Source organism: Allokutzneria sp. NRRL B-24872, assembly GCF_002155965.1.
In the GTDB taxonomy this organism is placed as follows: Bacteria; Actinomycetota; Actinomycetes; order Mycobacteriales; family Pseudonocardiaceae; genus Allokutzneria.
The window spans coordinates 34,057-60,723 of the sequence record NZ_MUMH01000124.1 but is presented as its reverse complement, the minus strand read 5'-3'; the positions used below and the strand labels follow the sequence as shown (position 1 = coordinate 60,723).

Sequence of the window (26,667 nt, the reverse complement as noted above, 5' to 3'; positions counted from 1 at the left end):
AGTCGTGGCCGACATCGTCCTGGACAAGGTGACGAAGAAGTACCCGGACGGCGCTTTGGCCGTCCAGGAAGTGAACCTCGAAATCGCCGACGGCGAGTTCATCATCCTGGTCGGGCCCTCGGGCTGCGGCAAGTCCACCACGCTGAACATGCTGGCTGGCCTGGAGGACATCACCTCCGGTGAGCTGCGCATCGGCGGCGAGCGGGTCAACGAGCGCGCGCCCAAGGACCGGGACATCGCGATGGTGTTCCAGTCCTACGCGCTCTACCCGCACATGACCGTGCGCGAGAACATGGCGTTCCCGCTGCGGTTGGCCAAGGTGGACAACAAGACCGTCGACGCGAAGGTCAACGAGGCCGCCAAGATCCTGGATCTCGGGCAGCACCTCGACCGCAAGCCGTCGAACCTCTCCGGTGGTCAGCGGCAGCGCGTCGCCATGGGCCGCGCGATCGTGCGCAGCCCCAAGGCGTTCCTCATGGACGAGCCGCTGTCCAACCTGGACGCCAAGCTGCGCGTGCAGATGCGCACCGAGGTCTCCAGGCTGCAGAAGAACCTGGGCACCACCACCGTCTACGTGACCCACGACCAGACCGAGGCGATGACCCTCGGCGACCGCGTCGTGGTCATGCGCGGTGGCGCGGTGCAGCAGGTGGGTTCTCCGCAGTTCCTCTACGAGAACCCGGCGAACCTGTTCGTGGCGGGCTTCATCGGCTCGCCGGCGATGAACTTCATCCCGGCGACGCTGGAGAACGGCGCGCTGTCCACGGCGCTGGGCTCCTTCCCGCTCAGCGACAAGGTCCGCAGGATGGTCGAGCGCGGTCGTCGCACGACGCGCGACGTGATCATGGGTCTGCGTCCCGAGCACTTCGAGGACGCCTCCCTGGTCGACTCCGCCGCCCGTTCGCGCGGCGCGACGTTCACCACGCAGGTGGACGTGCTCGAGTCCATGGGCTCGGACAAGTTCGCCTACTTCTCGATCTCCGGCAAGCGCGCGAGCTCGGCGCAGCTGGACGAGCTGGCGGCGGACGTGGGCGTCTCGGACCTGGGTGCCGGACAGGCCGTGGCCCGCCTCGCGGCGGCGTCCAAGGCCAAGGAGGGCTCCGGTCTGGACGTCTGGATGGATCTCGACAAGATCCAGCTCTTCGACCAGGAGAGCGGCAGGGCCCTGACCTACACGGACTAGGCCCCTCGCTCCACCGCAGTCGAAAGGCCGCATTCCCGCTCCTGCGGGGATGCGGCCTTCGTCGTTCTCCTTGCTAGCGCGGGAGTTTCGGCTCCACGACGTCCATCACCCTGCGCGCGAGGTCGCATGCGTCGATCGGCGCCTGGGCGCCCGTCACGTTCGCCAGCACGTGCAGCGAGCCCGCGCCGAACTCCACGCCCTGCGTGCAGGAGGACTCCTCGCCGACCGCCAGGAACCCCGACCGGCCGTTGACCTTGTTGCGGGAGAAGGAGATCTGCGTCCGCTTCTCCGCGTCGGCGATCGTCACCCTCTCCTCGTTGATCACGAACACCCGGAACCCGCGCGGCGAGCCGAGCATGCAGCCCGTCGGCTTGTTGGGCATGCGCTGGCCCTGGGAGAGCTCCAGCGCCTTCAGGTCCGCCTCGCCGAAGACCGCGCAGGTGTCCACGCGAGCCTCACCCGGGGGCGGGGGAGCGGGCGCGGCGGAACCGCACCCGGCGACGAGCAGGACCAGCAGCGGGAGCACACGGGCAGCGGGCATGCCGGTCAACCTAGCGGCGCTTCTTGCTCTGGCGCACCGCGTCGATCACCTCGTCGTCCCAGCGGTGCGTCCTGATCAGCCGGAAGCGCTCGCCAGCGATGTGCATGTACGCCTCGGCCTCGGTCCGGTCGCCGACCAGGTCCGCCTGCTGGAGCATCCGCACCACGGGCACGAACTCCTCCTCGTACCACCGCTTCGCGACGGTGAGCCGGTCGAGGAACTTGCCCTCGTCCTGCATCAGCCGGAAGCCCCACGCCTCCACGGTCTCGCCCAGTTCGGTGTACTCCCACGGGTCGCTCATCAGCACCGCGGCGCGCGCCTCGCCGGGCAGCGGAACGCGTTCCAGGAACAGCCTGCGGTCGTTCTTGATCAGCAGGTCGTGCTGGTAGCGGATGTCGTACGCGCCGATCTTCGTGCGCACCTCGGTCACGTGCGCCTCGATCGTGCGCAGGCCGAGCGCGTGCGCCACCGACACCCGGTGGTGGCCGTCCTTGACGAAGTGCAGCTCGCCGACGCGGTAGACGTCGATCGGCGGGATCGACTCGCCGCGCCGCTGCGCCAGCGCCAGCCGTTCCCACCGCTCGCGGGTGCGGCCGGAGGTGGGCCGGAAGCGCCGGTCGAAGTCGCGGGTGCGGTCCACGCTGCCGACGATCGACTCGACCTGGATCACCTGGAGCCCGAGCCGCCGTTCGCCCTCCTGGCCGAGCGCGGCGATGACCTCGGCGTAGGGGAGCATGATGTTGACGTCGTCGGGCTCCCGGCGCATCCACTTCGCCAGCCGCGACATGACCTGGCGGCGGCGCGCCCTGATGAAGTCGTTCTCCGCGTCGGCCCGCGGGAATCCGGTGTCACCGCGCATCTCCTGCCTCCTGTCCGCGCGAAGGGATCTCCATGACGTGATATCCGACGACGTTGACCACCCGTGTTGACGCCAGTTGACGATCTGGTGTCGGCTCGCCGTGCGGGTGGATGTGGCCGTGGAGCATGAGCGGCGGGCCCAGCCGCCGCACGGCGTCGTGCAGGCAGGCGAAGCCCCGGTGCGGCGGGTCCTCCCGGTCGCCGCAGTCCTTGGGCGGGCTGTGGGTGAGCAGGACGTCGACACCGCGCCCGTCGCGCAGCTGCCGCCAGTTCGCGAGCCGGGCCATCCTGCGGACCCGGCGCGCCTGCTGGCGCTCCGTCCACTGGTTCGGCCCGCGGTTGTAGCGGATCGATCCGCCGATGCCCGCGATCCGCAGCCCCGCCGCGTCCACCACCCTGCCGTCGGCGTTCACGCCACCGGCCGGACCCGGCCACCTGGTCGGGATGCCGCTCTTCGTCCACAAACCTCGCACGTTGGTGTATCCGGTCAGGTCGGGGTCATGGTTACCGGGCACGAAGACGCACGGCCGGTCCAACGCGTTGCTCAGGTGTTCCAGGTAGTCGTAGGGCAGGTCCCCCGCCGCGAGGATCAGATCGACCTTGATCTGCTGGATGTAGGAGGTCCAGAGCTGTTCAACGACCTCGTCCGCCACCGCGAGCACCTTGACCACGCCGCAGAGCCTAGGGCCGAACGGAGCACTCCGCCTTGACGCAACTCACATCTCACACGGCGATCCTTAACGTGAAGAAATGACGAGTCGACGCGCGTTCGCGGCCGGGGTCGCCGCCATCGGCCTTGCCGCGGTGCTAGCGGTTCCCGCGCAGGCCGAGCGGGCCCCCGCCTTCCCGACGACGCTCCAGCTCCCCAACCACTTCCAGCCCGAGGGCATCGCGATCAGCGGCGCGACGGCGTACTTCGGCTCACTCAGGGACGGCTCGGTGCGCAGGATCGACCTCCGCACGGGTCGCGGCTCGGAGGTCAGCCCCGCCACCGGCACCCCCGCCGTCGGTCTCAAGATCGACAAGCGCGGTCGGCTGTTCGTCTCCGGTGGCGCCGAGGGCGACGCGCGCGTGATCGACTCGCGCTCCGGCAAGGTCCTCGCGAGCTACGCCCTCGGCGGCGCGTTCGTGAACGACGTCGTGCTGACCGGGGACGCCGCGTACTTCACCGACTCGCGGAAGCCCTTGCTCTACAAGCTCCCCCTCGGCCGTGGCGGTCAACTGCCCGCGAAGGCCGAGAGCGTCCCGCTCGGCGGTGAGTGGGTGCAGTCGGAGGGCTTGAACGCCAACGGCATCGAGACCGCGCCCGACGGCAGGAGCCTGCTCGTGGTCAACAGCGGCTCCGGCAAGCTCTTCCGCGTCGACCCGCGCTCCGGCAAGGCCGCCGCCGTCGACCTCGGCGATGTCGTGCTGACCAACGGCGACGGCATGCTGCGGCAGGGGCACGTTCTGTACGTGGTGCAGAACCGCCTCAACACCTTGACCGCGTTGCGTCTGGACCACGCGGGCACGAAGGGCGCTCTGCACAAGAAGATCACCGATCCGCGCTTCGACGTCCCCACCACCGTCGCCGCCTTCGGTGACCGCCTCTACCTGCCGAACGCGCGCTTCGGCACCGAGCCCGGCCCGACCGTCACCTACAACGCCGTCGCCGTACCCAGGTTCTGAGCACCAACTACGGCTCGTGTCCGGGCGGGGCGCGGTTCACCACCGCGCCTGGCCCGAACGTGACGGCAAACGCCCTTGTGGCGCCTGGGTTTCGCCGGGCCAACGTTGTCGCGGGTCGACGGTGCGTGAACGCCTGGTAAAGCTTGCTCGCAGCCGAGTGAATCGGGGAACCGGGGCGTGCTTTCACCCCATCGTCGGACTACCGTTCCGAAGGTGCTCGTGGAGCTGTTTCGAGATGCGGCCCGCGGTTGCCAGTCCCACAGCCCGCTCAACGCCACCCTGTTGCGCGCGGCGGCAGACGACCTCGCTGCCGGCGGCGTGACCCGGAAGGTGATGGCGGGCAGTGAACTGGACCGCGGTGGCACCGTCCCCGGTCTTCGGTTCGCCGGTTCCGTTCACCGGCTCGTCCTTGAGGGCAAGGCCCCCGGCCTCGCCAAGCACTACCCCACGGTCGGTGGGCACCTGGAGAGCGACCGCCTCTGGGCCGACGCCGAGCCGGTGCTGGACGAGCACGCCGACATGCTGCGCGCGATGATCCGCGCGAACGCCGTGCAGACCAACGAGCCCGCACGCAGCGCGGCCCTCTACGGCGGCCTGCTGGTCGCGGCGGAGCGCGCCGCCGAGCACGCGGGCCTGGACACACCGTTCCCCGTGCGGCTGCTGGAGATCGGCGCGAGCGGTGGGCTGAACCTGCGCCCGCACCGCTTCGGCTACCGCCTCGACGACGGCACGAGCTTCGGTGACGACGAGAGCCCCGTGCAGCTCGACCTCTCCTGGAGCGGGCGCCCGCGCGCGGACCTCGCCGTCCCGCTCACGGTGGCCGACCGCGCCGCCTGCGACATGAACCCGGTCGACGCGACGACCGAGGACGGCCGCAGGCACCTGTCCTCCTTCGTGTGGCCGGACCAGGTGGACCGCTACCAGCGCCTGCAGGGCGCGATCGACCTCGCCACGGCCGACCCCGTGCCGGTGCACCGCGCCGAGGGCTCGGAGTGGTTGCGCACCCAGCTCGCCAAGGACGTCACCGGTGTGGTCACGGTCGTGTGGCACTCGGTGGTGTGGCAGTACGCGCCGCCGAGGGAACGCGCTCGCGGCAGGGCCGTGGTCGCTGCCGCGGCGGCGAAGGCGACTAAGGACGCGCCGCTCGCGCTGCTGGTCTTCGAGCCGCGCCGAGCCAACGACCCGGCCGACCCGTACCACTTCGACCTGCTGCTGAGGCTGTGGCCAGCGGGGATCTCGCTGCACCTGGGCACGGGCGTCGGCCACGGCGACCCGTTCACCTGGGACGAGCGTCACTGGATCTGAGGGGTTCCTTTTCCGCGAAGCGCGGGAGTAGCCTTTCGTGCGTTCGAATGTGTGCTGCGCGCTGGGGAGGTGATCGCCGTGAGTCTGAATCCGTGCGATCCCCCCAGTAAGCGCCAGGGCTGACCAAACGCCCTTTTCTTTGACGCGTTCGCGCTGCTGGCAGGCCATGTGGTGGCCCCGGTGCGCCGAATGAGAAGAACGCCATCACCGCGCCAGACATTGAGTGCTGGCTGCGGCAATTCTTTCTGCGCGGAGATCCGCGCAATGCTGTGAGGAGTACCCCATGACCTGGTGGGAGATCGGGCTGCGCCTGCTGTGCGCGGCGGTGTTCGGCGCGCTCGTCGGGCTTGAGCGGCAGTGGCGGGCGCGCACGGCCGGACTGCGCACCAACGCGCTCGTCTGCGTGGGCGCCGCGCTGTTCGAGCTGTTCAGCGTGCTCACCCCGGACGGCGGCAGCACGACCCGGATCGCTTCCTACATCGTCTCCGGGGTCGGCTTCCTCGGCGCCGGGGTGATCATCCGCGACGGCGGCAACCTGCGCGGCATCAACACCGCCGCCACCATCTGGGGCACCGCCGGGGTCGGCCTGATGTGCGGCGGAGGTCACTACGGCGTCGCCGCGGCCGGAGCCGTGGTGATCGTCATCGCCAACGTGGGCCTGCGCCCCCTCGGCCGACTCGTCGACGGGCGCGCCAGCGACCCCGCCGTCGCTGAGACCGACTACGACCTGCGCGCCGTCTGCCGCGACGCCGACGAGGCCCACGTCCGCGCGCTCGTCGTCAGCTCCATCGCCGAAGGCGGCTTCCACCTGCGCGCCCTGACCAGCGCGGACCTCGCGTCCGACCGCGTCGAGGTGACCGCGCGGGTGCTCGGCAGGGGCGTGGGCGGCGGGAAGCTGGAGCGCGCGGTCAGCGCGCTGAGCCTGCGCCCGGGCGTCAGCTCGGTCAGCTGGAGACTCGTGACACACCCCACGGAGGACTGAAGATCATTGTCCACAGTGGACTTGGCAGGGAAATTCGTTCGCGGAACCGGCTTCGTTACCAGCACAATCAGATTCACGCCTGACCGGATGAAGCCGCGTTCGAGCTGTTAACGACCGGGTTTGGCGCCGCGAGAACCGGGTAGGCCGATGATCGCATCGGCACCCACGAACGAGCAGACAAGGCACACAGCGATGACCCCCAACGGGACCACGACCACCACTCCGCGCACGGCGAGCTTCCTCCTCCGTGCGGTGATGGGCGCTGTCATCGGCCTGTTCGCCGGCCACGCCGAGACCCCGGCACGCGAGCACGCGCACTCCGCCTGACCGGGCGTTCCAGCGCGGCCAGTCTGCTCGGCGACTCAGAGGCGGCCGAGCGATGACCAGGATTCAAATCGCCCTTGTGGCGTGCGTTGCCACTGCGAGCCTCCTGAGCGGTTGTGCGGAGTCTGCTGCTCCGCCGCAGGCAGCGCCCGGGGCAGCGGTGGGCACCACGGCGCCGCCCGCGTCCACGGCGCTGCCCACCACGACGACGAAGCCCCGATCTGCTCGGGGTCTCATCCAGAAGAAGATCGGCGAGATCGCGGGATTCGGCGGAACGGGCTCGATCGACTCCTCCCAGGTCAAGTTCACGCTCGACGCGATCCAGGTCGACGCGAAGTGCTCGGCGAAGTACGCCAGCCGCAGCGAGAACGGGCACCTGGTCGTGTTGAGCTGGACGATTCAGACCAGTGCGGACATGGAGCCTGCGATGGGCGGCATGTTCAACCCGCACTCGTTCGCGGTCGTTGGGCAGGACGGGCTCACGGAGGCCAACGTGGCCACCGCAGCCACGTACTCGTGCCTCAAGGACTCCGAGCAACTACCCGTGGGAGATCTCGCAGCGGGATCGAAGTACGTCGGCAAGCTGGTGCTGGACACCCGGAGCACCTCCGGTGTGATCACGTTCCGGCCTACGGGCTTGGACACCAGCGGTGGCTGGGAGTGGCCCTTCTGATCCCAGGTCGTTCCACCATCGGCCACCCGGCATTCCACTATCTCGCGGAGACTGTGGAATGCCGGGGTAAGATAGGTGGAACCGAAGGGATGGGGGACCGATGGCGACGCCGAACCCACCACCGGAGCGGGTGACCGTGAGTCGGCTCACCCACGAGACGACCAGCGTGTTGAAGCTGGTGGAGGCTGGTAAACGCATTGGGATCACCAGGAACGGGAAGCTGATCGGCATCATCAGCCCCCCTGATCCTGATGAGGTCTGGCTCGACGAGTTGGCTGCGGCTGGCCACGTGCGGCAGGACTGGCGCGAGGGGCAGACTCGGCTCCGCGCTCTGCTGCGCTCGTTGCCCGCACGGGCCACGTCGACGGGACTGTCGGGTTCAGCGGCGATCCTGGCCGACCGTGAGGAGAGCGGCGACAGGTGATCTATCTCGACGCGTGCGCGTTGATCAAACTTGTACTCGTGGAGGATGGGTCGGTAGCACTGGCCGAACACCTGCAGGTGTTCACCGAGCCTCTTGCGACCTCGGAGCTGAGCGAGGTTGAGATCCATCGCGCGTTGATCAGACTTGAGGCGGATGAGGATCAGCACATGCTCGCTGATCAGATCCTGGCGGGTTTCATCCGATTCCCGCTGGGCGTGATCGTCGCTGAGGCCAGACGTCTGCCCGGTCAGCACCTGCGCTCGCTCGACGCCCTCCACTTGGCAACCGCCATCGAACTCGCCCAGCCGTTGACCGAGTTCATCACCTACGACAAGCGGCTTGCCGAGCACGCGCGCGCGGCAGGACTCCCTGTGGCGTCGCCGAGGTGACTCCGCTCAGGCGCGGAGCGTGGTCAGGACGGCGGTGAACAGGGCCTCGGTGTCGGATTCCGGCATCGGGGCGCCGGTCACCAGCCAGTGGTACACCAGCGGTCCGAGCAGCAGGTCGCGGATCACCTCCGGGCTCAGGTCCGTTCGCAGCACCCCCGCCGCCATGCCGCGCGCGATCAGTTCTGACACGACGCCGAGGCGTGGACCGAGGTAGCGCTCGGCCAAGGCGGCGGCCAGCGGCGGGTTTCCGGCCGATGCGGCGAGAACCCCGACGACCGCTCCGCCCAGCTCTGAGCCGCCGAGGCCGTTGATCGCGATGCGGACCGTGGAAGCTATGTCCGCCAACAGATCTCCTGTGTCCACTGTGGACGCTACGGGGACGGTCGTGGCGAGTGCGTCCACCACGAGGTCCTCCCGGCTCGCCCAGCGGCGGTAGATCGTGGGCCTGCCAACGCCCGCCCTGCTCGCGACGGCCTCGATGGTCAGGCCGGCGAAGCCCGACTCCACGAGCACCGACAACGTCGCGGAGATGATCGCGTCCTGGGCCGCTGAGCTGCGCGGTCGGCCACGGGGCATGGACGCCTCCCTTCCTCGCGGCTATCGTAAATTACGTGACGTCACGTAACGTAAAAGTGGTGGCCTGGGGTCTGCTCGCGGCCTGGCTCGTGCACGACGCCGAAGAGCTGCTGACGATGGCGGAGTTCTCCCGCGACAACGGAACCTGGCTGCCCGAGGTGGACCAGGCGCACGTCAGCACGGCGATCGGGCTGATGGGGGTGGTGGTGGCGACCGCCGCCGCGTCGGGAGCGCGGACGGGTGGGCGGTCGCCGTTGTTCCAGACGGTGCTGACCGGCTTCGGCCTGCACTCGCTGACCCACCTCGCCCAGTCCGCGCTGCTGCGCCGCTACACGCCGGGGCTCGTCACCGCCCCGCTGGTGGTGGCGCCGTACTCGCTGTGGGCGTTGAAATGCTTGCGGGACAACGGGATTCCACTGGAAGCACGGGTGGGCTCGTTCGCCTGGTTCCCCGTCGCGCTCGGCGGGGTGCACGGCGCGGCGGCCGTGCTCACCAGAGCGTTCAGGGCGTGGCGACGGGGGTGACCTTCCACCGCCCGGAGCTGACCACGGCTGACAGCCGCAGCGCGCCGCGTTCACCGTTGGGGCGCACGTAGTCCACGACCACCTGGACGCCGTTGAGCCGTTCCAGGTGCGAGGTGATCAGCTGCGTGTCCACGGTGCCGAAGTTGGCGACGGTCACCCGCGCGACCTCGTCACCGCCCTCGTCCAAGGACACGAGCTGGGCAAGGCGGTCGGCGTCCTGGGCACGCAGCGCGTCGGCGATCTGCGTGGCCAGGACGTCGGCCGAAGGAGCCCCGTCCTCGGGTTTGCTCATGATCAGCACGGTGATGGTGGCGATCCAGGCGACTGCCACGACCAAGATCCAGGCGCGCAGGCTGCGCAGCATCCGGAGCATGGGGAACCTCCCAACAGCACTAGAGCCAGCGGTTGCGCCGGAAGATCCGGTACACCACGACGCAGGCGATGACGATGACGCACAGGACCATCGGGTACCCGAAGGCCCACTTCAGTTCCGGCATGAACTCGAAGTTCATGCCGTAGATCCCGGCGACCATGGTCGGCACCGAGATGATCGCGACCCACGCGGAGATCTTGCGCATGTCGTTGTTCTGCCGGAGCGTGATCTTGGCGAGCACCGCGTCGATCAGCGTGGTCAGCAGCTCGTCGAAGGCCACGACGCGGTCGTGCACGGTCGTGAGGTGGTCGTCGACGTCGCGGAAGTAGGAGCGGACCTGCTCCGGCACCAGCGGGATGTAGCCCTCCGCGAGCCTGCGCAGCGGGGTGGCCAGCGGGCCGACCGCCCTGCGCAGCTCCATGACCTCGCGCTTCATCAGGTAGATCTGCTCGGGGTCGACGTCGCTGCGCGGGTCGAAGACGGCGACCTCCATCTGGTCGATGTCGTCCTCGACCGCGCTGGTCACCTCGAGGTAGCGGTCGACCACGTGGTCGGCGATCTGGTAGAGCACGGCGGCGGGCCCGAGCGCGAGCTTCTCCGGGTCCTCCTCCAGCAGGTGCCGCAGCGTCGCCAGCCCCGCGTGCTTGCCGTGCCGCACGGTGATCACGTAGTCGCGGCCGACGAAGACCATGATCTCGCCGCTCTCGACGATCTCGTTGGCCGTCTCCGGCGACTCGTGCGCCACGTAGCGCACCGTCTTGAGCACCATGAACAGCATGTCGTCGTAGCGCTCGAGCTTCGGCCGCTGGTGCGCGTGCACCGCGTCCTCGACGGCGAGTTCGTGCAGGCCGAAGGTGTCGGCGATGCTCTGGATCTGCTCCTCGTCCGGTTCGTGCAGGCCGATCCAGACGAAGCCGTTCTGCCGCTGGCGCACCTCCTCGATCGCGGCGAGGTGCGTCCACCGCCCGGGGAGGCGCTTGCCGTCGACGTACACGCCGCAGTCGACCACGTAGGCCGAAAGCGGGACCGGAATCGGAGTCATCCCTCGACCGTTTCGAGTTGTGCGGCCGCCCTTGCGGCCGAGCGTGGGCAAACCAGGCATGACGGGCTCCCGAGAGTTCGCGCGGCGAAATGCGTTACGAGATGCCGGAAAACCCGATCAGCGGGCGGTTTCCGACTCTGGGGTGCGCGTCCCGGCCAGTCCTGGTGCGGACGGACCTATCCGAGGATGGCGGTCCGGCGGCGGGGACGCGAGCCGGTACTGGGAGGCGTGCTGTCTGCACTCATCAGCGTCCCACCTCCTTATGCCGGGAGCCGGTGAACGGTGGAGTCGCTCACAGACCAGTTGTCGAGGGTACCCGTCCGGGGGTGAGACTGTCCCTCGCGGGCACCATGATCCAACACACCCGGGAGGTCGCTGTGCAGTTCGGGCGCTACTTCGAGGAGTTCGAGGTCGGAGCTGTCTACAAGCACTGGCCGGGCAAGACGGTCACCGAGTACGACGACCACCTGTTCTGCCTGCTCACGATGAACCACCACCCGCTGCACATGGACGCGCACTACGCGGGGGAGACCACCGACTTCGGCAAGAACGTCGTTGTCGGCAACTACATCTACTCGCTGCTGCTGGGCATGTCCGTGCCCGACGTCTCCGGCAAGGCCATCGCCAACCTGGAGGTCGAGTCGCTCAAGCACGTGAAGCCGACCTTCCACGGCGACACGATCTACGGCGAGACCGAGGTGCTCGACAAGACCCCCTCGAAGTCCAAGGACGACCGTGGGGTTGTCTACGTGGAGACCCGCGGCTACAAGCAGGACGGCACCGTCGTCTGCGTGTTCCGCCGCAAGGTCATGGTGCCGAAGAAGTCCTACGGGCTCGCGCGCGGTGGCGAGCAGCCCGGTCGCCCCGAGCCGAAGCTCTCGTAGGAGCACGCGATGACCTCCCAGCTCGACACCGTCCGCCAGCGGTTCCACCGGTTCGCCGAGCAGGAGGCCGCAGGCAACTCCCCGCTGTACGAGCGGTTCGCGCTCGGTGTCGCCGAGGACGCCGAGGTCGCTGATCTGCTGACCGCGACGTCGGCCAACTTCGCCGTGCCCACGCTGTTCTTCGCCGCCGCCCAGCGCGCGCTGTTCGCCGAGCCGTGGCACCCGCTGACCCGCTACTACCCCTCGGTCGGCGGCCACGACGGCGTCGACGAGGCGGCGTGGCCGGAGTTCCGGGACTTCGTGCTCGGCCGCGCGGACAAGATGCGCGAGCTGATCTCCTCGCGGACCACCCAGACCAACGAGGTCCGGCGCGCCGCTGTCCTCTACCCGGTGCTCTCGCTCATCGCGGCCCAGGTCGGCAAGGCCCCGCTCGGCCTGCTGGAGGTCGGCGCGAGCGCGGGGCTGCTGCTGGGCATGGACCGCTACGGCTACCGCCACCGCCTCCCGGACGGCACCGACGTGAACTCCGGCCGCAAGAAGGCGCGGCTGGTGCTGGACACCGCGGTCCGCCGGGAGCAGGGCAGGGGCAGGGCCAAGGCGCCCGCCTTCGACGCGAAGGTCGGGCTCGACCTCACCCCGGTCGACGTCGCCGACGAGGAGCAGCTGAGCTGGCTGGAGGCGTGCGTGTGGCCGGACCAGCCGCGCAGGCTCAGCTTCCTGCGGCTGGCCGCCGAGGAGGTCAGGGCCGATCCGCCCGTGCTGGTCGCCGGGGACGCCGTCGACGACCTGTACGCGGCCGCGGCGCGCGTGCCCGCGGACCTGCCGCTGGTGGTCTTCAACAGCAACCTGCTGGCGTACGTGGACGAGGTGCGGCGGGCGGACTACGTCGAGGCGGTCCGGGCGCTGTCGGAGTCCCGGACGCTCTGGTGGGTGGCGCAGGAGCCCTTTGGCGCTTGCCTGAACCTGCTGCTTCCGGAGCGTGAGGACCTGGTGCTTGACGGTCCGGCGCACAACGTCGTCAGCATCGTCCGCTGGGAAAAGGGCAGGTCAGAGGTGCGTCCGGTGGCCAGGAGCGGCATGCACGGGCAGTGGGTCGAGTGGCTCTAGTGCCTGAAGTCACCGTGCCGGGCGATTCTTGGTGATTTGGGGCACTGTGCCGCAGCCGCCGAACGCCCCAGCACGGCCCTCGGTGAGCACTCCGGCCTGATCGTGTGCGGCAAAGATCACACCATCGATCCGCGCCTTCTCGGCCGCGTCGTCCCGCGCTCCGGTGCTTCCGCGGTCCGGCCGACGGGTGCGGTCGTAGATCTCGTACTCCCCGAGTTCAGCCGACCGGACGACAGAACCGATCAAGTCGCCGACGGTCACGACCAGCCCCGGCGCTTTCAGGAGCATTTCGGCAGCGGCCGGAGCGCCGTCCTGGTCGGACTCCACCTGCCCCGACCGGGGTCGTTCGAACGGCGGATCGGCCGGAGTCGACCATCGGTGTCGACTGTGATTCCCCCGACGTCCCGGATCGAAGATTCGCGATCGCCAGGCGCGAACACGGACAGTAGTCTTGGCGAGGCAGTTGGCACTCGCACTCAGCCAAGTGCGGTACAAATCTGCCGAAGCGCGGCGGAGTGCGGTACAACGGTTCCGCAGGCGCCAACAAGGCCGTTAGCGGACGGGGTTGGACAACGTGAACATCAAGAAGATCCTCACCTTTGCCGGCATTGCGCTGGTCCTGTTCCTCGTGTTCACCGCACCGGATCAGGCTGCGGGCGCTGTGAACGGGATCCTGGGCAGACTGCGGGACGCGGCTCAGGCGATCATCACGTTCGTCAGGTCGTTGTTCGTCTGATGACACCGACAGGGCGGTGAGACCGTGTTCGCACCTCGCGATCCCGACGAGTACCTGCTCGAGACCGAGCGACGGATCATCAGGGTGCGCCGGCACTGGGCCACCCTGCTGTGGGACATCTTCGAGACCATCGCGCTGCTCGCCGGCGCCGTGATGATCTCGTACCTGCTCCCAGCGGGTCAGTGGCTCATCCAGAACATCCTCTGGTACGCCGCCCTGTTCGTCCTTCTTCGCTTCGCCTACTTCGTCATCGAGTGGTGGGTCGAGCGCATCGTCGTCACCGACAAGCGCTTCATGCTCACCAACGGCGTCTTCACCACCAAGGTGGCGATGATGCCGATCGGCAAGGTCACCGACCTCACCTACGAGCGCAGCCTCAGCGGTCGCATGTGGGGTTACGGCACGATCGTCGTCGAGTCCGCGGGTCAGATCCAGGCGCTCAACCGGATCGAGTACCTGCCCTGCCCGGAGGACGTCTACGACGCCATCTCCGAGCTGGTCTTCGGCGACAAGAAGGCCCAGGCCGAGCGGTTCTCGATGATGCAGGCCAAGAAGAAGGCCGCGTTGAGCAAGCGCGCGACAGGCTGATCCCCTCTGGACGCGCACGACAACGGCTGACCGCACGGGGTTGGTGGTCAGCCGTGGAGCCCTCCGCCAGGCAGGCGCCTGGCCGGGGGGTTCTGTGTTTTCCGGGGACGTGGAGCAGACTCCTGGGGTGCGGATCGACTTGCATACCCACTCCACGGCCTCCGACGGCACCGACTCGCCCGCCGGGCTGATCAGCGCCGCCGAGCTGGCCGGGCTCGACGTCATCGCGGTGACCGACCACGACACCACCTCGGGCTGGTCCGAGGCGGTGTCGGCGCTGCCGCCCGGGATGCGGATGCTGCCCGGCGCCGAGCTGTCCTGCGAGTCCCCGGACGGCCTCGGCGGGACCGTCACCGTGCACCTGCTCGCCTACCTGTTCGATCCCGCGTCCGAACCGCTGGTCGCCGAGCAGGCGCGGCTGCGGGCGGAGCGCCGGGTGCGGCTGCACCGCATGGCCGCGCGGATGGCCGCTGACGGCTTCCCGGTCGATCCGGACGAGCTGATGGCCGCGCTGCCCCCGGACTCGCCCGCCGGGCGGCCCCACCTCGCTCAGGCGCTGATGCGAGCGGGCGTGGTCGGCTCGGTCGACGAGGCCTTCGACCGGTTCCTGGGCAGCGGCGGCTCCTACCTGCTGCCGCGCACGGACACCCCGGTCGAGCGGGCCATCGCGATGATCGCCGACGCCGGTGGGGTGACGGTGATCGCGCACCCCTTCGCCAGGGCGCGGGGGCCCGTCATCACGCCGGAGGTCATCGCCGACCTCGCCGCGCTCGGGCTCTCCGGTGTGGAGGTCGACCACCCCAACCACGACGAGCCGACGCGCGCCGAGCTGCGCGAGCTGGCCGGGCGGCTGGACCTGGTGATGACCGGCTCCAGCGACTACCACGGGACGAACAAGACGATCCGGCTCGGCCAGGAGACCACCGACCCCGGGCAGTTCGAGGCGCTGGTGGCGCGCGCCAAGCCCGGTTCCTGCCCGGTGTGGGAGCGACAGCTGTCCTGAGTACCGTGGGACGGGTGGACGGGCAGCTGGGTCTTGATCTCGGAGGGATGCCGCGCAGGCTGGTGAAGGTGACGCCGGCCAAGCTGGCGACCTGGAGCGACTGCCCTCGCCGGTACCGGATGGCCTACCTCGACCGGCCCGCGCCCAAGCGCGGCGGGCCGTCGGCGAGCAGCACTCTGGGCGCGGTGGTGCACAACGCGTTGAAGGGCTACTTCGACCTGCCACAGGAGCGCCGCAGCGAGGAGCAGGCCGCTGACCTGGTGCGCAGGTGCTGGAAGAGCGACGGCTTCCGCGACGCGGAGCAGGCCGAGGTCTACCGCGACCGCGCCAAGCAGTGGGTCGCTGACTACGTGCGCGGGCTGCCGAAGGAGCTGGAGCCGATCGGCCTGGAGCGCTGGGTGTCCACGCCAACGGAGAAGATCGTCGCCGAAGGCCGGGTCGACCGCATCGACCTGCGCGACGGCGAGCTGGTGATCGTCGACTACAAGACCGGAAGGCACGCGCTGGGCGTCGACGACGCTCGCGGCTCGCAGGCGCTCGCGCTCTACGCCATCGCCGCGCGCCGCACGCTGCGCCGCCCCTGCCGCAGGGTCGAACTGCACCACCTGCCCTCCGGCGAGGTCGCGGTCTGGGAGCACACCGAGGAGTCGCTCGGCAGGCACCTCAGCCGCGCGGAGGAGGCCGCCGAGGACCTCGCGCTCGCCACCGACACCCTCACGGCGGGCGGCGACCAGGACGTGCTGTTCCCGCCGATGACCGGCAGGCAGTGCACGTGGTGCGACTTCCGCAGGCACTGCCCGGAGGGCCAGGACGCCGCACCGGAGGTGGAGCCGTGGGCGACGCTGGCGCCGTGAGCCCCGCCATCGGCCGCCGCAACTCGTTGGTCCGCCGCCTGGTCAGCGGGATGGCGGGCTCGCTCGCCGCCGGGATGCTGGTGCTGGCGTTCGGGATGGTGCTCGCCCAGATCTACGCGGGCGTGACCGGGATGCCGGGACCGGGCATCGCCGAGGTGATCGGTCACCTGGTGGTCGCGGCCGTGATGATCGTGCTCCAGCAGCGCTCCGACCACGAGCCCGGCCGGGTCGGCCTCGCCATGGTGTTCGGCGTCTACGTGATCGCGGGCGCCACCCTCTGGTTCTGGTGGTGGTCCTAGCCCTTCTCGGTGAGCCAGGCGCGCCAGGTGGGCAGGAGCGTGGCGAGGAGGGCTTCGGGGTTCTCCACGTTGGGGGAGTGCCCGGCGCCCGCGAGCACCGCGAAGTCGGCGTCGAGGCGTTCGGCCATGTCGCGTTGCGCGCTCACCGGCCACACGTCGTCGCCCTCGCCGCAGATGACCAGGCTGGGCGTTCCGCTCGACTGGAGCACGACGCCGAGCTTCGGCACCAGGTCGGGCTCGTGGCGCAGTCCGTCGGCCATGCCGAGCAGCCCGGCGGGCTTCGACGCGAGGAAGCGGCGCCGGTAGAACTCCTTGAGCCGCTGCGGCACGTGCGCCCAGCCCGGCCTGCGCGCGTCGCGGGCCTCGCGCAGCTCCTGCGCCGCGGCCATGCCCTTGGTGCGCAGGATCGGCTCGCCCTCGATGATCGCCTGCCTGCGGTCGCCGTCCGGCAGCTCGCTCGGCCCGGAGCACAGCAGCGTGAGCCCGGCGACGCGCGCGCCCGCGAGCACCGCGGCCCGCGTCACCAGCCCGCCGAAGGAGTGCCCGAGCAGCAGCACCGGCGTGCTCCCGCCGGCACCGAGGTCGTTGACCAGCTCGCAGACCACCTCGCCGAGCGCGCCGGGGCGGTAGGCCGCCTCGTCCTCGGGGCCGCCGGACTCGTTCAGCCCGGGCAGGTCGATCGCGACGACGTCGAAGCCCGCGTCGGAGATCGGGTCCAGCATCGGCGCGAAGTCCTCCTTGGACCCCGGGTAGCCGGGCACGAGCAGGGCGACGGCGCCCAGATCCGCTTCGGGATCGGGCTTCGCCCTGAGCGCGGCGATCGGGCCGTAGCGGCTGGGCAGCTCGACCCTGGCCCCGCGGTGCGGGGTGAGCGGAGACGGGAACGGCACGGTCACCCCGTGATTCTCTCCCAGACCGGCTTGGGAATCACCGCAACGCGACGAGAGTCCCCGCGCGCTGTTCGAGGATCACCGGGCCGGCCGTCGCCAGCGCGACCGGGCCGGGCTCGTCGCGGCGCACCGGGACCGACCCGATCCGCGCGCCGCTCACGGCGTCCAGCACCAGCAGCCCGTCCCGCACCGGGACCACGAGCCTGCCGGAGAACAGCGTCGGAGAGCCGACGACGCCGTCGACCGTCCACTGTGGACGAAGCTCCTTAGTGGACAGCGCGACCAGCTTGGAGCCGGTGAACCAGTACGAGTTCGAGCTGCCCTCGACCACCTGCGGCACCTGCCCCGGCGGATCGCCCGCCAGGTCGGAGTCCGGGATCGACAGCGGCTGCTCGTCGGTCTGGCTGCCGTTGACGTCGTAGGTGACCAGGCGCGGGGGATTGGGCAGGGCGACCACCGCGCGGTCCTCGGTGATCGAGACCAGGCGAGTGCCCCGCCCGTTGAGCACGGTGCTGAAGGCGACCTCGGGGCCGTCCCAGTCCTTGGGGTTGGGCTTCTGCACCGTCAACCGGTCGCCGAGGTCGTCGGGGCAGCGCTCGATCACGCCGAGCCGGTTGCCGCCCAGCGCGATCGAGCCGAACTCGCAGTTCGTCCTCGGCTGCTTGTTCGGCTGGATCTCGGCCTCGACCTTGCCGTACTCCACCGTCTTGACCAGGTCGAAGCGCACGACCTCGATCAGCCGCTTCCCGGTCATCACCAGGTGCGTGCCGTCGCTGAGCAGCCGGGTGCCGCTCGGGGCGTTGCCGTTGCGGGCGAGCACCCGCTTGCCGGTCGCCGCGTCCACGCCGGTGATCTCGCTGCAGTTGCCCTGCTGCGGGCCGTTGCCGCCGACCCAGCCGGGCTTGGTGTAGACCGCGAACACCTGGCCCCACGACATGCCGACCGTGCACAGCGGCAGATCGCGCGTGTAGGACCACTTCTTCTCGCCGGTCAGCGGGTCGCGCCCGGCCATCTCGCCGCCCTCGCCGGTCACCACCGCGGGTCCAGCCACCACCGGGGCGAAGGTCGCGGAGCTCGGCGCCCGCCAAGCCTCGGCGAAGGACGGCGGCAGCGCGGTGGGCTGGGGGAGCTGGTTCATCGGCTGCGGGCTGGTCCGCGAGACGGTCGCGGCCGCGTCGCCGGTGCGCTGCACGATGAAGGCGCCGATCAGCACGGCGACCGCGATCAGCGCGGCAACCACGTAGTCGGCCCTGCGGTGGAAGGAGCGCGAGGGAACGCGTGGGCGCTGCTCGACGACCGGCTCGGTGGCGACGGCCACGGCCTGGTGGTCGTGCCACGGGTCCGAGGGCACGGCTGCTGTCGCCCGCGCGGCGTTCGCGACCGCCATGCCCATCGGGGGCGTGTCCGCGTCAGCGGGAGCATCGCCAGCGGGTGTCGCACCGGGCGGAGTCGCACTGCCGGGCGCGTCCTGGGGTGCCGTACCGGAAGGCATCGCCGGAGTCGTGCCCGACGAAGGGGCGGCAGCTGGACGCGTCGTGCTAGGAGGTGCGTCCGGCCGAGCCGCGCTCGACGCGGCTGAGGTGGGCGTTTCCGAAGGGGGAGCGTCCGTGGGGACGGGGCGGACGGGCTCCGGATCGTGGCTGGTCGGCTGGTCCTGCTCGCCGTGCTGCCCAGAGCCCGTCACCCGCATCACTCCTCGCCGCTCGCCGCCACGGCCTGCTCGCCAGTGGTGTCCACGCCCGCGCGACGCCTGCTGCGCCGGCGCCGGGCCGGGCGCTCGGTCGCGCTGCTGTCCCCATCTTCCTGGGCGCGTGCCGGGGCCGGCTCCTGGCCCCCGTCGGTGGCCTGGCCGCCCTCGGCACCGGCACTCGCGCCCCTGGTCCGGCGCCTGCGCCTGCGCGGGGTGGTGGGACGGGTCTCGTCACCGGTCTCCGCGGTGGCGGCCGGGGTCTCTGCGGTGCACGCCTTGGCGTCGCCGCCCTCCGCCTCGCCGTCACCGGAGCTGCCGCCCCTGGTGCGCTTGCGGACGCGGTCGCGCTTCGGCTTGGCCTTCGCCTCGCCGCCCCGCTCGCCGCCCCGCTTGGCACCCCGGCCGCGACGCGGCTCCTCGTCCAGCTCCTCGGCGTCCAGGCCCTCACGGGTGCGCTGGCCGAGCGGCAGCCTGCCGGTGACGCCGGTCGGGATGCCCAGGTCGGTGAACAGGTGGTCGGAGGTGGAGTAGGTCTCCACCGGCTCCGGCTTGCCCAGCTCCAGCGCCTCGCTGATGGACTTCCAGCGCGGCTCCTCGTCCCAGTCGACCAGGGTGACCGCGACGCCGGTGCGCCCGGCCCGCCCGGTGCGGCCGATCCGGTGGACGTAGGTCTTCTCGTCCTCGGGGCACTGGTAGTTGACCACGTGCGTGACGCCCTCGACGTCGATGCCACGCGCGGCGACGTCGGTGCACACGAGCACGTCGACCTTGCCGGAGCGGAACGCGCGCAGCGCCTGCTCCCTGGCGCCCTGACCGAGGTCACCGTGCACGGGGGCCACCGCGAACCCGCGCTCGGCGAGGTCGTCGGCGAGCTTCTGCGCGGTGCGCTTGGTCCTGGTGAAGATCATCGTGAGCGAGCGGCCCTCGGCCTGCAGCACCCGGGAGACGACCTCGACCTTGTCGAGGGAGTGCGCGCGGTAGACGAACTGCGAGGTGCGCTCGTGCACGGCGCTCGCGTCCACCTCCTCGGCCCGGATGTGCGTGGGCTGGGTGAGGAAGGTCCTGGCCAGCGTGATGATCGGGCCCGGCATGGTCGCCGAGAAGAGCATGGTCTGGCGCTTGTCCGGGACCATCCGCAGCACGCGCTCGATGTCCGGGAGGAAGCCGAGGTCGAGCATCTCGTCGGCCTCGTCCAGCACCAGGGTGCGGACCTTGCCCAGCACCAGGTGGCGCTGCTCGGCGAGGTCCAGCAGGCGGCCGGGGGTGCCGATGACCACGTCGACGCCCTTGCGCAGGGCGGCGATCTGCGGCTCGTACGGGCGGCCGCCGTAGACGGGCAGCACGCGCGCCTTGAGGTACTTGCCCGCGTCCTTGAGGTCGGCGGTGACCTGCAGGCACAGCTCGCGGGTCGGCACGACCACGAGCACCTGCGGGGTGCCGTCGCCCGGCAGCTCCAGGCGCTGCAGCGCGGGAACGCCGAAGCCCAGGGTCTTGCCGGTGCCGGTGCGCGCCTGGCCGATGACGTCCTCGCCGGCCAGGGCCAGCGGCAGCGTCAGCTTCTGGATGGCGAAGGTCCGCTCGATACCGGCCTCGCCGAGCGCCTTGACGATCTTGTCGTGCACGCCGAGCTCGGCGAAGGTCGGGGCGTCATCGACCACGGTCGCCGCTGCCCGGAGCGGGTGCGCCTCGGCGAGTTCCTCGGCCACGATGGCCTCGACGGACTCGTCGTTCTCGGTGGTGCCGGTCTTGGTGTCGCTGCTGACGGTCAGAGTGATCGCCTCTCTCGTGCCTTGCGCGCATGCCATGGAGCGGCGCTCAACCGCGGCGTGGCGTCCACTGGGGTGGACCTCCCGCGCGGGAGGGCTTGACGAGGCGATACGCGCGCCCTGTCGCGGTGGCGGTTCCTCCGCCACCTTGTCGCCGACGCGGCCTGGCGAGCGGGCGATGCGCTCATCACCGGCGGCTTCGTTCAGGCAGTCGTCGTGCGTCTGGGTCGGGAGTCTACCCGGGAAATGCCAGACGACCAGCGCTGTACGCACACCGTTAGGACGTGTCTCACGCTCCGGTCACGGGTGCTCAGCCATCCGGGTGTGATCCGCGCTGCCCGATACGCTCCTTCCCATGACCGAGGCGGACCTGCAGAAATCGGACACCGAGCCCCTGGAAGCCGGTGTCGTCGACCTGATCGGCGTGCTGGCCTACGGCGAGCTCTCGGCCTTCGACCGGATGGCCGAGGACGCGCGCAGCGCCCCGACACTGGCCGGGCGCGCCGCGCTGGCCGGGATGGCGGGTGCGGAGATGGGCCACTACTGGCAGCTCGAGCAGTTCCTCGCCCAGCGCGGCCTGCGCGTCGAGGAGGTCATGGCGCCGTTCCAGGCCCCGCTGGACGCCTTCCACGCGTCCACCGCCCCGCGCTCCTGGCTGGAGTCGCTGGTCAAGGCCTACGTTGGCGACGGGCTGGCCGCGGACTTCTACCGCGAGATCGCCGAGTGGCTGGACCCGGCGGCCAAGCAGCTGGTGCTGGACGTGCTGGCCGACACCGGCCACTCCGCCTTCGCCGAGCGCGAGGTCCTCGCGGCGTGCGAGGCCGACCGCAAGGTCCGCGACCGGCTCGCCCTGTGGGGTCGCCGCCTGCTCGGCGAGGCGGTCACCCAGGCGCAGCACGTCGCGGCCGAGCGCGACGGCCTCGCCGAGCTGATCATCAGGGGCACCGGTGACCTCTCCGGCATCGGCACGCTGATCCGCAGGCTGCAGAACAACCACGGCCAGCGCATGCAGGTGCTCGGTCTCGGCTGATTCCCGATTCCGCCCACAGCGCAAGCGGGGTGGTGGCACGGTGGAGCACGCACACCCTGGACTAGCCTGGGAACCGTCTCTTATTCGGACTTTTCAGCACGGAGGTCGGCGTGGAGGTCAAGATCGGCGTCGAGTACAGCCCGCGTGAGCTGGTCGTCTCAAGCGCGTTGTCTCAGGACGAGGTCGAGGAGCTGGTCGCCGACTCGCTTCGCAGGGAAGGCGGGGTGCTCTCCCTGACCGACGACAAGGGCAAGCGCTTCATCATCCCGGCGAACAAGGTGTCCTACATCGAGATCGGTGCGGCCGACGTGCGCCGCGTCGGCTTCGCTGTCCAGTAGGTCCTCGCTCGTCGAAGGCCCGTCGTCCCGACCCGGGGTGGCGGGCCTTCTTCATGCAGTGGTGAAGCGCAGGCCGTCCAGGCGGTGCCGGTGTGAGAATCCGCCGCAGCAGCCGCGACCTCGATCGCGACGCATGGCCCTGATCGTGTCGCTGGTGGTCGTGCTCCTGGCTGGTCTCGGCGTCGGCGGGTGGGCCCTGTTGGGCGGTGGTGCGAAGCCGGACGCGGCGCCGGGCGGCGGCAAGGCGGAGGCCAAGGGGCTGACCGAGGCCGACATCGCCACGGCCGACCCGAGGACGCTGCTCACCGACTCGTTCATGGCGTTCCTGGTCCAACCCGTGCAGCACACCAGGATGGACAAGATCTGGTTCGGCGAGGTCGCGCAGTACCTGGCGGGGCAGGAGTACGAGGGCGACGTCATCGAGGGCGGCTTCGACTACAAGCAGCGCAAGATGAACTACCTCGATGACCGCGACCTCTGCGTCGACGGCGCCAAGCGCCAGCTCCGCTCGGACGGCAGCACCGTCGACGCCGGGTCGTGCACCACGGTGAAGGGGCTGGACTGGCAGAGCAAGGTCGGCAACGGGCTGCTCCCCAGCGGGCTGACCCGTGAACAGGCGCAGGCCTTCGTCGACTCCCTGAAAGAGCCGCAGAGCTTCCTCGGCCCCGGCAAGCCCACCACGGTCTCCCGGGAGGGCAAGCGGTACGTCCGCTTGCCGGTCGTGTTCCGCTCGGCGCCGACCTCCACCATGCGCGCGGGGGACGCAGCACTTCATCTGGGCCTTCCAGCAGACGAAGCTCCCCTTCGACCAGCACCCCTACTCCGCGGCGGGCAAGAGCGAGGACCAGGTCGAGGGCGTGTTCTACCTGGACCCGCAGTCATTGCTGCCCGCGTACTCGGAGATGCTGATCTACGACCCGCAGGCGGTCCCGACCGGGGCGAAGGGGCAGGTCCGGCGGGTGGAGTACCTGTGGGACGGCAAGCTCCCCGCACCGAGCCCGAACCAGCCGGGCAAGGTGACGGGTCTGTCCTGGCCCGCTGAGCGGATCGGCCCGGGCCAGGTGAAGTAGCCAGCTCCTTCACGCAGTGCTGAAGCATCGGCCGTTCGAGTGGTGCCGATGTGAGAATCCGGCTCATGACCGCACCTCCTGGTCCTGGATGGCACGGACAGCACAGCCCGCAGGGGCCCTACCAGCCCCAACCGCCCCACCCGTACCCGCAGCAGCACCCGTACCCGCCCCAGCAGCACCCGCCGCAGCAGCCGCAGCGCCCGAAGCGGCGGGGGCGGACGGCGCTCGTCGTGTCGTTGGTGGTCGTGCTCGTGGCCGGTCTTGGCGTCGGCGGCTGGGCGCTGTTCGGCGGCGGTGGAGCGGAGAAGCCCGGCGCCGCGCAGACCGGCGGGGACAAGGGGGGCAAGGGAAGCAAGGAGCTGACCGAGGCCGACGTCGCCAAGGCTGACCCGAAGAAGCTGCTCGACGACACGATCATGGCGCAGCTGACCCAGCCGGTGCTGCACACCCGGATCGACTCGATCATCCACACCCCGATGCGCCCGTACCTGGCGGGCCAGCCCTACGAAGGCAAGATCGTCGAGGGTGGTTTCGACTACAAGCAGCGCAAGTTGAACTTCTTCGACGACACCAACGCCTGCGTCGAGGGTGCCAAGCGCCGGGTCCGCTACGACGGCGCCATCGCCGAGGCCGGGCCGTGCGACCCCATCAAGGGTGTCGAGATGCTCGGCAAGGTCGGCAACGGCCTGATCCCCGGTGGGATGAACGAGACACAGGCGCAGGCGTTCCTGGCGTACCTGCACGAGTCGGATGGCTTCCTCGCCCCGGGCAAGCCCGCCATGGTCTCCCGCGAGGGCAAGCAGTACATCCGCTTCCCGGTGGCGTTCAAGGTGATCGCCACCTCGCGAGGACCGGCAGGGTCGCAGGTCTTCATCTGGGCGTTCCAGCAGACGAAGCTGTCCTTCGACGACCACCCCTACTTCCCCGCGGGAAACACCGGCGGCACGACCGAGATGGTGTTCTACCTCGACCCGAAGAGCCTGCTGCCCGCGTACTCCGAGCAGCTGTCGTACGACCCGGAGGAAGATCCGACCGGGGCCGAGGGGTCCGCGCGGCGGGTGGAGTACCTGTGGGACGGCAAGCTCCCGCTGCCGCAGACGAGCCAGCTCGGCAAGCCGACGGCGCCGTCCTGGCCCTCGGAGCGGCTCAAGGCGGGCCAGCTGAAGTGACGTGAGCGCCCCGGTTCGCCGGAGCGCTCAGTTCCCATACGGGTCGATCACCCGTCGTCTCGTGGCTCGGACCTGGCTCCTGAGCAGGCGCAGTCCCTCAGCAGCGGAGTAGGTCCGGGCGCGCCGTTCACCCCTGGCGACGAGGAGGTCGGCGTCGACCATGGCCTGGAGGTCTCGTGTCGCCGTCCGGTCTTCGACGCTGGCCAGCTTCATGTAGCCGGAACGCCGCAGGCGCAGGCCGGTGACCGCGTCGAACAGCGCGGGGACGCACCGCTCTGGCAGCCCACCGCGCACGGCGATCTCGTCGAGCTCGGACCACAGCGCGGCGGCCTCGTGCAGCCGGTTGACCACCGTCTGCGCCTGGATGTGGTGGGCCTTGAGGATGAACTTGACCCAGGGCGTCGTGTCGTTGCCCGGGTTCCACGAGCCGCCGCCGACCTCGGCGAGAACGGCGTAGTAGGCGGGCGTGTTGTGCCCGAGGAACTCCTCGATGCTGCTGAACTGCGGAGCGACGATCTTGTCGCGAGCCAGGATCAGGGTGTGCAGACAGCGCGCCATGCGGCCGTTGCCGTCCCGGAACGGGTGGATCATGACCAGGTTGAGGTGCGCGAGCGCCGCGCGGACGTAGCCAGGAGTGGAGTCGTCGCGGTCCAGTGAGGCGATGAGTTCGGACATCAATCCCGGGACCTGGGTGTGGTCGGGCCCCTCGTAGACGACGACGTCGCGGGCCTCGTCCACGACGAAGATCGACTTCTGGCGGTAGCGGCCGGGGCTCTTGCTGAGGTCGTGCCCCAGCATCATGTACTGCAGGCTCTTGAGCAGCGACTGGTCCAGCGCGAAGTCCGGATCGTCGGCCAGTTGGAGCACGTAGCTCATCGCTGAGCGGTAGCCCTGGATCTCGGCCCAGGTCGCCTCGCTCGCGGTGAGGGGCTCCTCCTCGTCGACCGCCGCCACCGCGTCGTCGTCGCTGATGTCGTAGCCCTCGATGCTGTTGCTGCCTTGGATCGCCTTCGCGAGCAGGTTGCGGCGCAGCTGGCCGTCCCACCGCTTTGGATCGCGCAGGCTGAAGCGCATGTCGACGCGGAAGCGGTCGATCTCCTCGATCACCCGCCGATCGCGGTCGTCGAGGGTGGGCAGGTGGAACAGCACGGGTGTCCTCCGGCGGGTCGTGTCTCAATGTCTCATATATAAGGACATGTGTCTCTTTGTAAAAGACATTGGGACGTTCGGCGCCGGGGTGGTCAGTCTTCGTCGGGGAGGGTTTCCAGGACCTCGAAGGGCGGGCGGCCCAGACCGGTGATGCGGAAGCGGCCCCAGGGGTCCTGGTCGGACAGGGCGCCCTCGGCCTCGCCGTGCGGGGTGCGGAGCACGACGGAGCGGCGGTGCTTCTCGGCGGCCTCGGTGACCTCGTCGCTCGCGGCCAACCTGCCGTACCAGTGGTAGCGGCCGTCGATGGGTTCGAAGTGGCCGGACAGGCGCACCTCGACCTCGGCCTCGCCGTCCTTGGTGATCAAGGTCGCGGGTCCGGCGTAGCCGTCCTCGTCGTGGTCGTGCTCGTCGTGCTCCTCGTGAGCCGTTGTCGTCGTCGCGCTCGCCTCAGCCACCGGTTCCTCCTGCCTCGCCCCTGATCACGGTCAACTGCGCCGCCTCTTTGGGCAGCAGTTCGTCCAACGGCAGGTCGGGGTCCAGCTGGACCCCGCCGGCCCGCGCGGCGCCGTCGATGGCGTGCCAGACGATCTGGGCCAGGTAGTCCCGCAGGTTCTCCCGGCTCATCGACTGCCGCTCCAGCCACCACTCCCCGGCCTTCTCCACGGCTCCGACCACGGCGAACGCGTACGGCTCGGCCGCGCCGGAGTCCAGTTGCAGCAGGCGCATGTACACGCCGAGCAGCCGGGCCAGCTTCGTCGCGATCATGTCCTCGGTCGCGGTGGCCGGGTCCTGGTCGAGCGGCCGGTCCGCGAAGCCGCGGCGGATCATGAAGCGGTAGAGCTCGGGCTGCTCCTCGATGGTGCTGAGGTACGCGTCGATGGCGCGGTGGATGACGTCGTTGATCGACCCCAGTTCCTCCAGCGCGGGCACCAGGCGCTCGGTCAGCATCTCCGTCGCGCGCTGGCCGACGGCCAGGTAGAGGTCGGCCTTGTCGGAGAAGTGCCGGTACAGCACGGGTTTGGTGACCCCGGCGGCCGCGGCGATCTCGTCCATGCCCACGTCGGGGCCGTGCTCGCGCAGCGCGCTGATGGTGGCCTCGACGAACTCCGCCCTGCGCGCGCTGCGGTGCTCCTTCCAGCGCTCCCGCCTGGCGTCGGGTTCTCCGCGTTTGCCCTTGACAGATCCGGCCATACCGGGGACGTTACCAGTAGTAGCTGTTACTTGTGGTTACA

33 protein-coding genes are annotated in these 26,667 nt (G+C 70.0%); 20 read left to right on the top strand and 13 right to left on the bottom strand.

All coding sequences use genetic code 11. From position 1 onward, the window contains the following. The first annotated feature begins 4 nt into the window (after nt 1-4). Nucleotides 5-1,183 (top strand): ABC transporter ATP-binding protein, encoded by a 1,179-nt coding sequence (locus CCN37_RS28660; protein ID WP_086826729.1) that lies wholly within the window; start codon nt 5-7, stop codon nt 1,181-1,183. A 73-nt stretch (nt 1,184-1,256) separates the two neighbouring features. On the opposite strand, the gene CCN37_RS28655 is transcribed toward CCN37_RS28660, so the two are convergent. From CCN37_RS28655 to CCN37_RS28645, 3 genes are read right to left on the bottom strand one after another with little or no spacing between them, the layout of a single operon-like run. Then, nucleotides 1,257-1,724, bottom strand: coding sequence for a DUF3558 family protein (locus CCN37_RS28655; RefSeq protein WP_086826727.1), 468 nt, complete (start codon nt 1,722-1,724; stop codon nt 1,257-1,259). A gap of 10 nt (nt 1,725-1,734) precedes the next feature. Then, nucleotides 1,735-2,583, bottom strand: a complete 849-nt coding sequence (locus tag CCN37_RS28650; protein WP_086826726.1) for a ParB N-terminal domain-containing protein — start codon at nt 2,581-2,583, stop codon at nt 1,735-1,737. After that, nucleotides 2,573-3,253 carry a metallophosphoesterase gene (locus tag CCN37_RS28645; RefSeq protein ID WP_086826723.1) on the bottom strand — a complete coding sequence of 227 codons (681 nt, stop codon included), beginning with the start codon at nt 3,251-3,253 and terminating at the stop codon, nt 2,573-2,575. Before CCN37_RS28645 ends, CCN37_RS28650 begins: the two co-directional genes overlap by 11 nt. A gap of 79 nt (nt 3,254-3,332) precedes the next feature. Here CCN37_RS28645 and CCN37_RS28640 point away from each other — a divergent pair, with 79 nt between their 5' ends. The 7 genes from CCN37_RS28640 to CCN37_RS28615 all read left to right on the top strand — a co-directional run bounded on the left by CCN37_RS28640 (nt 3,333) and on the right by CCN37_RS28615 (nt 8,347). After that, on the top strand, nt 3,333-4,250 hold the full coding sequence (locus CCN37_RS28640) for an SMP-30/gluconolactonase/LRE family protein (protein WP_086826721.1): 918 nt from the start codon (nt 3,333-3,335) through the stop codon (nt 4,248-4,250). Nucleotides 4,251-4,463: 213 nt separating this feature from the next. Beyond that, nucleotides 4,464-5,555, top strand: a complete 1,092-nt coding sequence (locus CCN37_RS28635; protein WP_086826719.1) for a DUF2332 domain-containing protein — start codon at nt 4,464-4,466, stop codon at nt 5,553-5,555. A 283-nt stretch (nt 5,556-5,838) separates the two neighbouring features. Continuing rightward, nucleotides 5,839-6,537: an MgtC/SapB family protein gene (locus CCN37_RS28630; RefSeq protein WP_086826717.1), complete on the top strand. Its 699-nt coding sequence runs from the start codon at nt 5,839-5,841 to the stop codon at nt 6,535-6,537. A gap of 192 nt (nt 6,538-6,729) precedes the next feature. After that, complete coding sequence (locus tag CCN37_RS42100) at nt 6,730-6,864, top strand: hypothetical protein (RefSeq protein ID WP_256388086.1); 135 nt, start codon at nt 6,730-6,732, stop codon at nt 6,862-6,864. Between the two features lie 157 nt (nt 6,865-7,021). Further along, nucleotides 7,022-7,534, top strand: a complete 513-nt coding sequence (locus tag CCN37_RS28625) for a hypothetical protein (protein WP_086826715.1) — start codon at nt 7,022-7,024, stop codon at nt 7,532-7,534. A gap of 100 nt (nt 7,535-7,634) precedes the next feature. Next, on the top strand, nt 7,635-7,958 hold the full coding sequence (locus CCN37_RS28620; protein ID WP_143261853.1) for a type II toxin-antitoxin system Phd/YefM family antitoxin: 324 nt from the start codon (nt 7,635-7,637) through the stop codon (nt 7,956-7,958). Then, complete coding sequence (locus tag CCN37_RS28615) at nt 7,955-8,347, top strand: type II toxin-antitoxin system VapC family toxin (protein WP_086826710.1); 393 nt, start codon at nt 7,955-7,957, stop codon at nt 8,345-8,347. Before CCN37_RS28620 ends, CCN37_RS28615 begins: the two co-directional genes overlap by 4 nt. A 6-nt stretch (nt 8,348-8,353) precedes the next feature. On the opposite strand, the gene CCN37_RS28610 is transcribed toward CCN37_RS28615, so the two are convergent. Continuing rightward, entirely contained in the window at nt 8,354-8,923 is a 570-nt protein-coding gene (locus tag CCN37_RS28610) for a TetR/AcrR family transcriptional regulator (RefSeq protein WP_086826708.1), read from the bottom strand. A 35-nt stretch (nt 8,924-8,958) separates the two neighbouring features. Here CCN37_RS28610 and CCN37_RS28605 point away from each other — a divergent pair, with 35 nt between their 5' ends. After that, nucleotides 8,959-9,447 (top strand): HXXEE domain-containing protein, encoded by a 489-nt coding sequence (locus tag CCN37_RS28605; RefSeq protein WP_210408245.1) that lies wholly within the window; start codon nt 8,959-8,961, stop codon nt 9,445-9,447. On the opposite strand, the gene CCN37_RS28600 is transcribed toward CCN37_RS28605, so the two are convergent. Both CCN37_RS28600 and corA read right to left on the bottom strand, forming a co-directional pair. Further along, nucleotides 9,425-9,820, bottom strand: a complete 396-nt coding sequence (locus CCN37_RS28600) for a hypothetical protein (protein WP_086826706.1) — start codon at nt 9,818-9,820, stop codon at nt 9,425-9,427. The genes CCN37_RS28605 and CCN37_RS28600 overlap by 23 nt on opposite strands. 19 nt (nt 9,821-9,839) lie before the next feature. Further along, complete coding sequence (corA, locus tag CCN37_RS28595; protein ID WP_086826703.1) at nt 9,840-10,922, bottom strand: magnesium/cobalt transporter CorA; 1,083 nt, start codon at nt 10,920-10,922, stop codon at nt 9,840-9,842. Nucleotides 10,923-11,239: 317 nt separating this feature from the next. Here corA and CCN37_RS28590 point away from each other — a divergent pair, with 317 nt between their 5' ends. Then, nucleotides 11,240-11,746: a MaoC family dehydratase gene (locus CCN37_RS28590; protein WP_086826785.1), complete on the top strand. Its 507-nt coding sequence runs from the start codon at nt 11,240-11,242 to the stop codon at nt 11,744-11,746. 9 nt (nt 11,747-11,755) lie between these two features. Next, nucleotides 11,756-12,853 (top strand): DUF2332 domain-containing protein, encoded by a 1,098-nt coding sequence (locus tag CCN37_RS28585; RefSeq protein WP_086826700.1) that lies wholly within the window; start codon nt 11,756-11,758, stop codon nt 12,851-12,853. Nucleotides 12,854-12,862: 9 nt separating this feature from the next. Here CCN37_RS28585 and CCN37_RS28580 read toward each other — a convergent pair whose 3' ends face one another. Then, nucleotides 12,863-13,180 (bottom strand): hypothetical protein, encoded by a 318-nt coding sequence (locus CCN37_RS28580; protein ID WP_086826697.1) that lies wholly within the window; start codon nt 13,178-13,180, stop codon nt 12,863-12,865. A gap of 247 nt (nt 13,181-13,427) precedes the next feature. Here CCN37_RS28580 and CCN37_RS40195 point away from each other — a divergent pair, with 247 nt between their 5' ends. The 5 genes from CCN37_RS40195 (at nt 13,428) to CCN37_RS28555 (ending at nt 16,333) form a co-directional block, all read left to right on the top strand. Beyond that, complete coding sequence (locus CCN37_RS40195) at nt 13,428-13,589, top strand: hypothetical protein (RefSeq protein WP_086826783.1); 162 nt, start codon at nt 13,428-13,430, stop codon at nt 13,587-13,589. Between the two features lie 24 nt (nt 13,590-13,613). Further along, nucleotides 13,614-14,177, top strand: coding sequence for a PH domain-containing protein (locus CCN37_RS28570; protein WP_086826695.1), 564 nt, complete (start codon nt 13,614-13,616; stop codon nt 14,175-14,177). 127 nt (nt 14,178-14,304) lie between these two features. Beyond that, nucleotides 14,305-15,180 carry a PHP domain-containing protein gene (locus tag CCN37_RS28565; RefSeq protein WP_210408244.1) on the top strand — a complete coding sequence of 292 codons (876 nt, stop codon included), beginning with the start codon at nt 14,305-14,307 and terminating at the stop codon, nt 15,178-15,180. Nucleotides 15,181-15,194: 14 nt separating this feature from the next. Beyond that, entirely contained in the window at nt 15,195-16,034 is an 840-nt protein-coding gene (locus CCN37_RS28560) for a PD-(D/E)XK nuclease family protein (protein ID WP_246843364.1), read from the top strand. Beyond that, nucleotides 16,031-16,333: a hypothetical protein gene (locus CCN37_RS28555; protein ID WP_168200906.1), complete on the top strand. Its 303-nt coding sequence runs from the start codon at nt 16,031-16,033 to the stop codon at nt 16,331-16,333. Before CCN37_RS28560 ends, CCN37_RS28555 begins: the two co-directional genes overlap by 4 nt. Here the strand turns inward: CCN37_RS28555 and CCN37_RS28550 are convergent. The 3 genes from CCN37_RS28550 to CCN37_RS28540 form a co-directional block, all read right to left on the bottom strand. Further along, entirely contained in the window at nt 16,330-17,229 is a 900-nt protein-coding gene (locus CCN37_RS28550; RefSeq protein ID WP_371505119.1) for an alpha/beta fold hydrolase, read from the bottom strand. The two genes, CCN37_RS28555 and CCN37_RS28550, sit on opposite strands and share 4 nt — an antisense overlap. Nucleotides 17,230-17,260: 31 nt before the next feature. After that, the gene (locus CCN37_RS28545) at nt 17,261-18,715 is read right to left on the bottom strand and encodes a PQQ-binding-like beta-propeller repeat protein (RefSeq protein ID WP_143261852.1); all 1,455 of its coding nucleotides are present in this window, start codon (nt 18,713-18,715) and stop codon (nt 17,261-17,263) included. A gap of 197 nt (nt 18,716-18,912) precedes the next feature. Then, the gene (locus CCN37_RS28540) at nt 18,913-20,718 is read right to left on the bottom strand and encodes a DEAD/DEAH box helicase (protein ID WP_168200905.1); all 1,806 of its coding nucleotides are present in this window, start codon (nt 20,716-20,718) and stop codon (nt 18,913-18,915) included. A 316-nt stretch (nt 20,719-21,034) separates the two neighbouring features. Here CCN37_RS28540 and CCN37_RS28535 point away from each other — a divergent pair, with 316 nt between their 5' ends. The 4 genes from CCN37_RS28535 to CCN37_RS28515 all read left to right on the top strand — a co-directional run bounded on the left by CCN37_RS28535 (nt 21,035) and on the right by CCN37_RS28515 (nt 24,286). Continuing rightward, the gene (locus tag CCN37_RS28535; RefSeq protein ID WP_086826684.1) at nt 21,035-21,709 is read left to right on the top strand and encodes a ferritin-like fold-containing protein; all 675 of its coding nucleotides are present in this window, start codon (nt 21,035-21,037) and stop codon (nt 21,707-21,709) included. A gap of 110 nt (nt 21,710-21,819) precedes the next feature. Next, the gene (locus CCN37_RS28530) at nt 21,820-22,047 is read left to right on the top strand and encodes a DUF3107 domain-containing protein (RefSeq protein WP_086826682.1); all 228 of its coding nucleotides are present in this window, start codon (nt 21,820-21,822) and stop codon (nt 22,045-22,047) included. Between the two features lie 133 nt (nt 22,048-22,180). Further along, on the top strand, nt 22,181-23,089 hold the full coding sequence (locus tag CCN37_RS28525; RefSeq protein WP_086826680.1) for a hypothetical protein: 909 nt from the start codon (nt 22,181-22,183) through the stop codon (nt 23,087-23,089). Nucleotides 23,090-23,182: 93 nt separating this feature from the next. Continuing rightward, complete coding sequence (locus CCN37_RS28515) at nt 23,183-24,286, top strand: hypothetical protein (RefSeq protein WP_168200904.1); 1,104 nt, start codon at nt 23,183-23,185, stop codon at nt 24,284-24,286. Nucleotides 24,287-24,313: 27 nt separating this feature from the next. Here CCN37_RS28515 and CCN37_RS28510 read toward each other — a convergent pair whose 3' ends face one another. The 3 genes from CCN37_RS28510 to CCN37_RS28500 form a co-directional block, all read right to left on the bottom strand. Beyond that, nucleotides 24,314-25,435 (bottom strand): Fic family protein, encoded by a 1,122-nt coding sequence (locus CCN37_RS28510; RefSeq protein WP_086826676.1) that lies wholly within the window; start codon nt 25,433-25,435, stop codon nt 24,314-24,316. A 92-nt stretch (nt 25,436-25,527) separates the two neighbouring features. Continuing rightward, a complete protein-coding gene (locus CCN37_RS28505) occupies nt 25,528-25,890 on the bottom strand; it encodes a DUF4873 domain-containing protein (RefSeq protein WP_086826674.1) in 363 nt (120 codons plus the stop codon). Then, nucleotides 25,883-26,626 (bottom strand): TetR/AcrR family transcriptional regulator, encoded by a 744-nt coding sequence (locus tag CCN37_RS28500; RefSeq protein WP_086826672.1) that lies wholly within the window; start codon nt 26,624-26,626, stop codon nt 25,883-25,885. Before CCN37_RS28500 ends, CCN37_RS28505 begins: the two co-directional genes overlap by 8 nt. Nucleotides 26,627-26,667: the final 41 nt, after the last annotated feature.